The following is a 9,978-nucleotide window of genomic DNA, read 5'->3' as shown; positions in this document are numbered from 1 at the left end:
ACGCCCGGTTACATTCCGAACCCGGAAGCTAAGCCTTACAGCGCCGATGGTACTGCAGGGGGGACCCTGTGGGAGAGTAGGACGCCGCCGAACAAATTTTGAGAGAACCCCGCATCTTCGGATGCGGGGTTTTCTGCGTTTTATGGCTCCGTTCGTACTCGGGTACTACGGTGATCTGCATGAACTACGTGATCCGGTCCGTGCGTGCCGATGAGTGGGCTGCCGCGAGGGAGCTGCGGCTGCTGGCGTTGCAGGATCCGGTCGCGCATCTCGCCTTCCTGGAGACCTACGACGAGGCGCTGGCGAAGCCCGAGTCCTTCTGGCAGGAGCGGACGGCGGGGGTGGCCGCCGGCGTGGAGTCGGCGCAGCAGGTCGTCGTCGAAGGGCCGGACGGGGAGTGGGTCGGGACGCTGACCGTGCTGGTGGAAGAGGCCGGGACGAAGGACTGGGCGGGATTCCCGGTCGAGCGGCGGCAAGGGCACGTCGTGGGGGTGTTCGTACGGCCCGACTGCCGGGGCATAGGGCTGACCGAGGTGCTGTTCGACGCCGGCCTGGAGTGGGCCTGGGGCCGGGGAGTGGAGCGGGTGCGGCTCATCGTCCACGAGGAGAACGGGCGAGCGCGGGCCTTCTACCGACGGGCGGGGTTCGTGCCGAGCGGGGTGGTGGTGCCGCTCGCGGGCAACGCCTCCGACGGGCGGGAGCTGGAGTACGTGCTGGAGCGCCCTTAGACCCTTTCCGGCTCAGGGCGCAGGCCCCGTACGGCGAACTCCGTTGCCGGGCTCATGTGGGCAGTTCGTGGTGGGGCCAGCGGGACCGGGCCTGTTCGCGGGAGCGGAGGAGGGCCAGGGTGGGGAGGCCGGTGGCGGCGCCGGACGCCATGAGGTCCGGCAGCTGGGGGATCGGGGCCACGGCTGCGACGTCGTCCAGCACCAGCGTCAGTGGTGGGTCGAGGCGACCGGAGGATGACCGTTCGGCCATGCGCCGGCCGCGCTCGACCACGCTGGAGACGAGGGCCGTGAGGAGCGGCATGGCGCCGGGACTGGTCCTCGGGTCCTCGATGGATACGCCGAGCACATAAAGCGTTCCCCCTTCGTTCACGAAGGAATCCAAGGCGAGGGCATCATTTCGGTTGGGAGTGCATGCCTCGCGGATGTTCACCGTGGAGAGGGAGGACAGCGCGCGGGTCGTCAGCTCATGGGCGATGTCCCTGCGCTCGGGGTGCGCGGTGAGGGCGGCTTCGAGTTCGCCGGCCGAGCCGGGGGCCGCCTTCGGGTGGGTGCGCAGCGTGCGGACGGCTTCCTGGACGTTGGCGCCCTGCGACCAGCGGTGGACATGGCGGACGGTGCGGCCGTCGACGGCCGCGGCGTGAAGGTAGCTGCGGAGGAGCGTTTCCGCGGTGTCGGCGAGGGCCTGGTCCAGGCGGGCCGTGGGGCGCACGGGGGCGAGGAGGGCCGCGGCTCGCGCCGCCGCCGTCGCCTTGTCCTCGCAGCCTGCCGTCGGGGACCAGTGGAGGCGGGCCGGTGTGTCACAGAGGTGGGTCGGGTCGTAGAGGAGGACGGGGCCGAGCTTGGCGCGGGCGTCCTTGGTGTCCTGCCAGAGGGAGGGCGCGGAGGTGACGACGAGGGTGGCGCCGGCGGCGTCGCGTACGACCTGCGCGGCGGCGGGGTGACGGACGGCCGGGGGGCCGTAGAGGACGGTGGGCGTCTCCCACCCGCTCGTCGTCCGCTCGTCGCCCTCGGACAGCGCGACGAGCGGAGGCTGCGGCTGTTGCCGCGGGGCGCTCCCGGCCGGCATCGCCGCCGACTCCGTACCGCTCACCGCCGACTCCACGCCGAGCGCCGCCGACTCCACGCCGAGCGCCGCCGACTCCGTCCTGGGGGTCGGCACCTCGTGCTGGGGCGGGGGAGCCTCGGCCCCGGCCGGCACGGAAGCCTGGGCGCGGTTGCGGGCGCGTACCGCTCGCCAGCGGGCCACCGTCCCCAGCACGAAGACCGTGAGGACGAACAGCAGCATCAGCTGGCCGATGAACAGGCCCCAGAAGAGGCCGTATCCGGAGAGTTCGGCGGGGCGGGCCTCGGGCCAGGCGCCGGGGATGTCGTGGGGCTGGGCGATGAGGTGGCGCATGGCCAGCGGCGTGCGGGTGAAGGTGACGCCGGACGGCCAGGCGCCGTGCGCGAACACGGCGGCCAGGCCGGTGGCCGTCCAGACCAGCAGGGTCATGCCGAGGAGGAAGCCGAGTATGCCGACCAGGAGGCCGTCGGGAACGCCTCCTGCCTGGCTGCCCGGGCCGCCTCCGTGGCCTGCCTTGACTCCCTGGGACCGGTGGTCGTCGGTCGGTCTCATGGCCGTGGGACCGCCTTATGCCACCGTCGACTCGGACGAGCCGTCCAAGTCGGCCAGGTGCTGTTCCATGAAGGCCGCCGCCCGTTCCTCGGCCTCCCGTTCGGCGGCGCGCAGGGCGTCGTCGGCGGACAGCTCGACGGACGACTCCGTCATCGCGCGGTCCGTGAAGACCAGCGGCCGTTCCGTCTCGGTGACCAGGTGTTTGACCACCTGGACGTTGCCGTTGACGTCCCAGACGGCGATGCCGGGCGTGAGGGTCGGGATGATCTCCACCGCCCAGCGCGGCAGGCCCAGGACCCGGCCGGTCGCCCGGGCCTCGTCGGCCTTCTGGGCGTAGATCGTCCGGGTGGACGCCATCTTCAGGATCGCGGCGGCCTCCTTCGCCGCCGCTCCGTCGACCACGTCGGACAGATGGTGGACGACCGCGACGAAGGACAGGCCGAGTCGGCGGCCGAACTTCAGGAGCCGCTGGAACAGCTGGGCCACGAACGGGCTGTTGATGATGTGCCAGGCCTCCTCGACCAGGAAGATGCGCTTCTTCCGGTCGGGGCGGATCCAGGTGTGCTCCAGCCACACGCCGACGATCGCCATCAGGATCGGCATCGCGATGGAGTTGCGGTCGATGTGGGAGAGGTCGAAGACGATCAGGGGGGCGTCGAGGTCGATGCCGACCGTCGTCGGGCCGTCGAACATGCCACGCAGGTCGCCGTCGACCAGGCGGTCCAGGACCAGCGCCACGTCCAGGCCCCACGCGCGGACGTCGTCTATGGCGACGTTCATCGCCTCCGCGGACTCCGGTTCGGGGTGGCGCAGTTGCTCGACGATGTCGGACAGGACCGGCTGGCGTTCGACGATCGTCTCGTTCACGTACGCGTGGGCGACCTTGAGGGCGAAGCCGGAGCGTTCGTCGAGGCCGTGGCCCATGGCGACTTCGATGATGGTGCGCAGCAGCGCCAGCTGGCCGGTCGTGGTGATCGACGGGTCCAGGGGGTTGAGACGGATGCCGTGGTCCAGGGCGGCCATCGGGTCCAGACGGATGGGGGTTATTCCCAGCGCCTGCGCGATGAGGTTCCATTCGCCGACTCCGTCCTCGCCCTGGGCGTCCAGGACGACGACCTGGCGGTCGCGGAAGCGGAGCTGGCGCAGGACGTACGTCTTCTCCAGCGCCGACTTGCCGTTGCCGGACTCGCCGAGGACCAGCCAGTGCGGGGCCGGGAGCTGCTGGCCGTACAGCTGGAAGGGGTCGTAGATGTAGCCCTTGCCGGAGTAGACCTCGCGGCCGATGATCACGCCGGAGTCGCCGAGGCCGGGGGCGGCGGTCGGGAGGTAGACCGCCTGGGCCTGGCCGGTGGAGGTGCGGACCGGCAGCCGGGTCGTCTCGACCTTGCCGAACAGGAAGGACGTGAAGGCGTCGGTGAGGACGGACATCGGGTCCCGCATGTGAAGCCCCTACCTTCGGATGCCGGTGGCGAACGGGAGCGTGTTCACGAACGCGCGGTGGTGCTCGCGGTCGCACCACTCCAGCTTCAGGTACGACTTGCCCGCCGACGCCCTTATCGTGCGCTTGTCGCGGGCGAGGGCCTCGGGGTTTCGGGAGGAGACGGTGATGTAGCCGACCAGGTTGACGCCGGCGGCGCCGGAGGCCAGGTCCTCGCCGCGCTGGTCGAGGCGGGAGTGGGCGGCCACGTCGCGCGGGTCGACGGTCCGGTTCATCTTGGCGGCGCGGCTCGCTTCCGCCTCGTCGTTCGTCTTCTCGGTCAGCATGCGCTCGATGGCGACCTCGGTGGGTTCGAGGTCCATCGTGACGGCGACGGTGCGGATGACGTCCGGGGTGTGGACGAGGAGCGGGGCGAGGAAGTTGACGCCGACGGGCGTCATCGGCCACTCCTTGACCCAGGCGGTGGCGTGGCACCAGGGGGCGCGGGTGCTGGACTCGCGGGTCTTGGCCTGGAGGTAGGTGGGCTCCATGGCGTCCAGCTCGGCCGGCCAGGCGTTGCGCCGGGTCATCGCCTGGATGTGGTCGATGGGGTGGTCCGGGTCGTACATGGAGTGGACGAGGGAGGCCAGCCGGCCCTGCCCGAGGGGCTGCCGTACGCGGATGTCCGCCTCCTGGAGGCGGGAGCAGATGTCGGTCAGCTCGCGGGCCATGACGACGGCGAGGCCGGCGTCGCGGTCCAGCTTGCGGCCGTTCTGCGGGCGGGCGGCGCGGGCCATGGCGTGGCCCTCGGCGGCCAGTTCGCGCGTGTAGTGCATGCAGGCGACGAGGTAGGCGCGGTGCTGCTCGCTGCTCGTGGACACCATGGACTGGAGCTGGTTGTAGGAGGACTGGAGCCACGGCGGGGACTTGCCGTCGCCGCGCTGGGTGACGTCCTTGGCGTGGGCGTCGGGGTCGGCGGGCAGGGTGCGGGCGAGCATCTGGAGGCGGGTGACGAAGCCGTCGCCGTTGGCCACGTGCTTGAGCAGCGTGCCGAAGCGGTCGACGAGGGCCTCCTGGTCCTCGCTGTCGCGCAGGCCGACGCCGGGGCCCTCGATCTCGATGGCGGCGGTGACGGTGCGGCGGTCCGCGTGCAGGAGCACGGCGATCTCGTCGGGGCCGAAGGGGGCGGCGAGCCAGGTGATGCGGCCGATCCCGGGCGGCGGGCCGATCTCGATCTCCTGGCCGTCGAGCCGGGTGCCCGCCTCCATGACGGTCGAGCGGTAGACGGTGCCCTGGCGCAGGGTGCGCTTGTAACTGCGGTTGATCTCGAACCACTTGTAGAACGTGCGGTGCTTGTACGGCACGTAGACCACGGCGAGCGCGAGCATCGGGAAGCCGGCGAGCAGCACGATCCGCAGGGCGAGGAGGGGGACGAGCAGGCCGCACATCATGCCGAGGAACGCGCCGACGACGATGAGGGCGATCTCGCCGCTCTCGCGGTTGCGTCCGACGATCGCGTTCGGCCGGGCGCGGCCGATCAGATATGTACGGCGGGGCGCGATCGCGTGGGACACATGGGCCACGTGGGAATCAGCCGTCAACGCCCTTCACCTCCCGTGCGGTTGTTGCGGGTGTTGCTGGCGTGCGGGGTGTTGACCGGGCTGCCCTGGCGGGGCGCGGGTGCGGCGGAGGGGACAGATCCGCCGCCTCCGTTCGAGGTGCGCGAGCTGTGCGCGGCGACGCCGCCGGCGGCCTGGTTGGCCTGGCGGGGGGTGTTGGAGCCGCCGGAGGCCGTGCCGCCGCTGTTGCTGTCGGCGCGGGTGCTGTGGGTCTTGATGCCCTGGGCGACGAGGGTCGCGGGGGAGCTGATGACGGCGGCGGCCTTGCCTTCCGCGCTCTGCATGATGCGGTTGTTGCGGGAGCCCGCGATCTCGTCGCCGAAGCCGGGGACGAAGCGGTAGATCATCGCGCTGGCGAAGATGGCCAGCAGGATGATCGACAGGCCGGACACGACGGCGCCGAAGGCGTCCGGGCCGTCGTCGGCGGAGAGGGCGCCGGCGAGGCCGAGCACGATGACGATCACCGGTTTGACCAGGATGACGGCGATCATGATGCCGGCCCAGCGGCGGACGTGGCCCCACAGGTTCTTGTCGACGAGGCCCGCGTAGACGACCGTGCCGAGGAGGGCGCCGACGTAGAGCAGGGCGGCCCTGATGACCAGTTCCAGCCAGAGCACGCCGGCGGCGAGGACGGACACCAGCGAGACCACGATCAGCATGATCGGGCCGCCGCCGATGTCCTCGCCCTTCTCCAGGGCGGCGGAGAAGGTGCCGAAGAACGTGTCGGTCTGGTTGCCGGTGGTCTTGGCGAGGACGTCCGTCAGGCCGTCCGTGGCGGAGACGACGGTGTAGAGGATCAGCGGGGTGAAGGCGGAGGCCAGGACGGTGAGCCAGAGGAAGCCGACGGCTTCGCCGATGGCGGTGGTGAGCGGCACGCCGCGCACCGCGCGCTTGGCGACGGCGAGCAGCCACAGCAGGAGCGTCAGGACGGTGGAGGCGGCGAAGACGACGGCGTACTGCTGGAGGAACTTGGGGTTGGTGAAGTCGACGTTCGCGGTGTCCTTGACGGCTTCGCTGAGCTTGCCGACGGTCCACGCGGCGGCGTCGGCACAGCCCCTGGCCAGGGAGGAGAGGGGGTCGAGGGTGTCGGAGACGCCGGGGTTGGTGTTGGTGGAGCGGCTCTCGCCCCGTTCGCAGTAGTCCCTGGCAGGGCCCCGGATGAGCTCGCTGCACGCGCCGCCGCTCGGGGAGGTGGAAGGGGACGGCGACGGGGAAGGGCTGGGCGTCGCGGCGACGGCTCGGCCGGCCAGCAGCACGGCTGTGGTCTGCGCGGCGGCCAGGGCGGCCGTCAGCTTGAGCGAGAGGTGCTTAGCGCGCATACGTGAAACCCCCGTACTCCTCGACGGCCTTCGTCATGTCGTCAGCGGTGGAGGCCTGCTGGTCGCGCCCGACCGGAACGGGCCCGTCCTTCTGCTGGAAGTCGGCGACCTTCCAGTCGTTGTCGATCCACTTGAGCTGGTAGGTCGTGGTGTACCAGCTCTCGGTCACGGGGTTGGTCGAGGCTTCGCCCGAGAGGCCGAAGAGCGAGGTGTACCAGACCTCGACGGTTGCGGTGTCCGCGGTGAACGCCGTGACCTTGGTGCCCACGGGGATCACCCGGGAGACGAAGGTCTGGCCGTCCGGCGCGGTGCCGTCCTGGTCGAGGCCGATGTTGCCGAGGAACTTCTCGTCCGAGTACGCGGTGTCCAGTGCCGACTGGCGGGCGGCGGCGACGGCGGGTGCGTACACGGTGCTGACGATCTCGTGTCGCCGGGCCGTGTCGAACATCTCCGCCGAGCCCAGCGCCACGCAGTAGTTGGCAGCCGCGCTCTGCGCACCTTGTCGATCCCGGGCGTACCCGGTCGCGATGCCGTCGTTCTTCGTCTGTACCGGCTTCGTGCCCGTTGCCGCCGTCGTCGATGTGCGGGGCTTGTCGGCCTCGCTCGGGGACGTGGAGGTAGGGGAATCGTCTCCTCCGCGGTTCGCGAAGGCGATCGCGGCGATGAGGAGGACGACGACGCCGACCACCGTCACCAGGCTGCGCGAGCTGGAGCGGCCGGGGCGTTGGGCGCCGCCGTAGGGGTCGGACTCGGGCAGGCGCACACGCGTGCGCGTGGGCTCGCCGTAGTCGTGCTCGTCGCCGGGACTCATGCCGTGTACGCCCCCTCGTTGCCGTACCGGAACGCGTAGAAGTACGACGGTAGCCGTGCTGGTTCCCGCGCGGGCGCGGTGTGGTGACTCGACATCAGGGAAACGCAACCTCAGCCGGTGGGCACGACGGGTGGGTGGGGTCAAGGGGGCCGGGCGTGCCCGGACGGGACGGGGGCCGGCTACACGGCCATCCCGTACACGATCGTGAACAGAGTGCCCAGTGAGCCGATGATGAAGACGCCCGTCAGCCCGGCGATGATGAGGCCCTTGCCCTGCTCCGCGCTGAAGGTGTCCCGCAGGGCCGTGGCGCCGATGCGCTGCTTGGCCGCACCCCAGATGGCGATGCCGAGGCAGATGAGGATGGCGACCGCCATCACGACCTCGATCATCACCTTCGCCTCGTTGCCCAGGCTGCCGAAGGGCCCCCAGTCCGGCGCGATTCCGCCGATGATGGTGTTGATGTCTCCCTTGTCGGCCGCGAAGAGCATGTAAGTCACCGCCCCTGGTCGGTAGTTCCGCAGGCCCCTGCGGTCGTGCAGAGGTCACGCATCATTCTCGCCGACAAAGCCGCCGTCGCATGTCGACTTGGCGTCAATGATGAGCGGGATTCGTACGAATAGCTCGTACGGTCACTCTGTGTATCACGGCAGGTTACGCCGGGCAATGAGGTCGCAGCGGAACCTGGCGTGTGGTTCCGTCGTTGACCCACTTCACAGCCCTGGGCCGGTTCTGGCGGCTGGTCGGGTGAGCTTCCGCGTCGATGCTCTCATGGCGCGGATCCGGTGACGCATGTCTCAGGCGGGACTACCCGTGCGCTCAGGGGCCTGACGGCAGCGGAACGGGCCGCGGCTGGGTGCCGCGGCCCGTATGTTCGGTGACGGAGGGTCAGCCGGTGAAGGCGGACGTGCCCTGCGGGGTGCCGAGGCCGGTGGGGCCGTCGTAGCCGGACCTGGCCGTGCACAGGTAGCTCGCACTGGCGGAGCAGCTGCCGTTGCTGCCGCTGGTGACGTCGTTGAGGGCGGAGGAGCCGGCGGCGTAGGGGTAGGAGGCGGGGTAGGCGTTGCTGCCGGGGGTGCCGGCGAGGGCGTAGACGGCGGCGATGACGGGGGCGGAGGCGCTGGTGCCGCCGAAGGTGTACCAGCCGGCGGTGACGCCGTAGGAGTCGTAGACGGAGACGCCGGTGGCGGGGTCGGCGACGGCGGAGACGTCGGAGACGGTGCGCTTGGCGCAGCCGGTGTCGGTCTGCCAGCTCGGTTTGGCGTCGTAGGCGGAGCAGCCGGAGCCGGTGCCCTCGGTGCTGGAGGTGTTCCAGACGGACTCGGTCCACCCCCGGGCGGAGGAGTCGCGGGAGAGGGCGGTGCCGCCGACGGAGGTGACGTACCTGGAGGCGGCCGGGTACTCGGCGCCGTAGCCCTCGTCGCCGGCGCTGACGGTGACGGCGACGCCGGGGTGGTTGAAGTAGGAGGAGTCGTAGCTCGTGTCGGAGGAGGACTCCGCGCCGCCGTAGCTGTTGGAGACGAACTTGGCGCCGAGCTTGACGGCCTCGTTCACGGCGGTGCCGAGGTTGGCCATGCTCGCGGACTTGGCCTCGACGAGCAGGATCTTGCACTGCGGGCAGACCGCGCTGGCCATGTCGAGGTCGAGGGATATCTCCTCGGCCCAGCCGCTGTCGGCGGTGGGCAGGGAGGTGGTGGAGCCGGTCTGGCCGACCTTCTTGAAGCAGCCGTTGGCGACGGTGCAGGCGGGGAGGCCGTAGGTGGAGCGGTACTTCGCGAGGTCGGCGGCGGCGTTGGGGTCGTCGTAGGCGTCGACGATGGCGACGGTCTCGCCGGAGCCCCGGCTCGCGGCGGCGTCGGTGAGGCCGTAGGCGTCCTGGAGGTCGGAGGGGCCGTAGCCGGAGGGGGTGGAGGCGTCGGCGGCCTTGGGGGTGACGCCGTCGGTCTTGGCCCGCTGCCGCTGGAAGGCGGTGAGGCCGCCGGTGACGCGGAAGGAGTCGCAGGCCAGCTCTCCCTTGTGCTTGGGGGTGGCGCAGGGGGTGGCCGTCCAGGTGACCCGGGCCGCGCGGGCGGTGGCGGAGGGGGCCGCGCTCGCGTGCGCCGCGGTGCCGAGTCCGGCGAGCACGAGGGCGGCGGCGCCGAGGACCGAGACGCCTGCGCGGCGCCATCTGCCGGGTTCGGCGGGGGTGTTGGGGGGTGTCGTACGCAACGTGCGGCCTCCTGGGAGTGGGGTGTCAGGGGCGGTGCGGGCGGCGGCCCGCCGACGACTGTGACGTTGTTGAGTACGTGACAACAAGGCGGCCGGTGGAATCCTGACTTCCGCCTTACTGAAGGGGGTTGGGGGATTGCGGGCCGATGGCCGGTCGATGGTGGGGGGATGGGCGGGGCTTGACCTCGAGCGCGGTTGAGCTGTGAGCCTCGTGCACATGACGACTACGACGACTACGACGACTGCGGCGACTGAAGCGTCGGG

The 9,978-nt window shown here is 70.9% G+C and carries 8 protein-coding genes and 1 rRNA gene; 2 read left to right on the top strand and 7 right to left on the bottom strand.

Features of this window, described 5'->3' with window-relative positions; all coding sequences use genetic code 11:
* Both rrf and ACFYX4_RS12465 read left to right on the top strand, forming a co-directional pair.
* Positions 1-93, top strand: a 5S ribosomal RNA gene (rrf, locus tag ACFYX4_RS12470); the annotation flags it as partial.
* Positions 94-179: 86 nt separating this feature from the next.
* Entirely contained in the window at positions 180-728 is a 549-nt protein-coding gene (locus ACFYX4_RS12465; RefSeq protein ID WP_389330186.1) for a GNAT family N-acetyltransferase, read from the top strand.
* A gap of 52 nt (positions 729-780) precedes the next feature.
* Here ACFYX4_RS12465 and ACFYX4_RS12460 read toward each other — a convergent pair whose 3' ends face one another.
* The 7 genes from ACFYX4_RS12460 to ACFYX4_RS12430 form a co-directional block, all read right to left on the bottom strand.
* Positions 781-2,343 carry a type IV secretory system conjugative DNA transfer family protein gene (locus ACFYX4_RS12460; protein ID WP_389330183.1) on the bottom strand — a complete coding sequence of 521 codons (1,563 nt, stop codon included), beginning with the start codon at positions 2,341-2,343 and terminating at the stop codon, positions 781-783.
* A gap of 15 nt (positions 2,344-2,358) precedes the next feature.
* A complete protein-coding gene (locus ACFYX4_RS12455; RefSeq protein ID WP_389330180.1) occupies positions 2,359-3,783 on the bottom strand; it encodes an ATP-binding protein in 1,425 nt (474 codons plus the stop codon).
* Positions 3,784-3,792: 9 nt separating this feature from the next.
* Positions 3,793-5,334: an SCO6880 family protein gene (locus ACFYX4_RS12450; RefSeq protein WP_389330271.1), complete on the bottom strand. Its 1,542-nt coding sequence runs from the start codon at positions 5,332-5,334 to the stop codon at positions 3,793-3,795.
* A gap of 23 nt (positions 5,335-5,357) precedes the next feature.
* Positions 5,358-6,698 (bottom strand): hypothetical protein, encoded by a 1,341-nt coding sequence (locus ACFYX4_RS12445; RefSeq protein ID WP_389330177.1) that lies wholly within the window; start codon positions 6,696-6,698, stop codon positions 5,358-5,360.
* The gene (locus ACFYX4_RS12440; RefSeq protein ID WP_389330174.1) at positions 6,688-7,509 is read right to left on the bottom strand and encodes a hypothetical protein; all 822 of its coding nucleotides are present in this window, start codon (positions 7,507-7,509) and stop codon (positions 6,688-6,690) included. The genes ACFYX4_RS12445 and ACFYX4_RS12440 overlap by 11 nt, the downstream gene beginning before the upstream one ends.
* A 179-nt stretch (positions 7,510-7,688) precedes the next feature.
* On the bottom strand, positions 7,689-7,997 hold the full coding sequence (locus ACFYX4_RS12435; protein ID WP_004000049.1) for a hypothetical protein: 309 nt from the start codon (positions 7,995-7,997) through the stop codon (positions 7,689-7,691).
* A 397-nt stretch (positions 7,998-8,394) separates the two neighbouring features.
* A complete protein-coding gene (locus ACFYX4_RS12430; RefSeq protein ID WP_389330171.1) occupies positions 8,395-9,714 on the bottom strand; it encodes a peptidase S8 in 1,320 nt (439 codons plus the stop codon).
* Positions 9,715-9,978: the final 264 nt, after the last annotated feature.

The organism is Streptomyces sp. NPDC002328 (genome assembly GCF_042890065.1).
In the GTDB taxonomy this organism is placed as follows: Bacteria; Actinomycetota; Actinomycetes; order Streptomycetales; family Streptomycetaceae; genus Streptomyces.
This window is presented reverse-complemented; position numbering and strand designations above follow the sequence as displayed.

Bases quoted from the DNA above. Each gene is read 5' to 3' on its own strand.
- ACFYX4_RS12465 (WP_389330186.1), top strand. From the start codon at position 180: ATGAACTACGTGATCCGGTCCGTGCGTGCCGATGAGTGGGCTGCCGCG.
- ACFYX4_RS12435 (WP_004000049.1), bottom strand. From the start codon at position 7,997: ATGCTCTTCGCGGCCGACAAGGGAGACATCAACACCATCATCGGCGGA.
- ACFYX4_RS12455 (WP_389330180.1), bottom strand. From the start codon at position 3,783: ATGCGGGACCCGATGTCCGTCCTCACCGACGCCTTCACGTCCTTCCTG.
- ACFYX4_RS12445 (WP_389330177.1), bottom strand. From the start codon at position 6,698: ATGCGCGCTAAGCACCTCTCGCTCAAGCTGACGGCCGCCCTGGCCGCC.
- ACFYX4_RS12460 (WP_389330183.1), bottom strand. From the start codon at position 2,343: ATGAGACCGACCGACGACCACCGGTCCCAGGGAGTCAAGGCAGGCCAC.
- ACFYX4_RS12440 (WP_389330174.1), bottom strand. From the start codon at position 7,509: ATGAGTCCCGGCGACGAGCACGACTACGGCGAGCCCACGCGCACGCGT.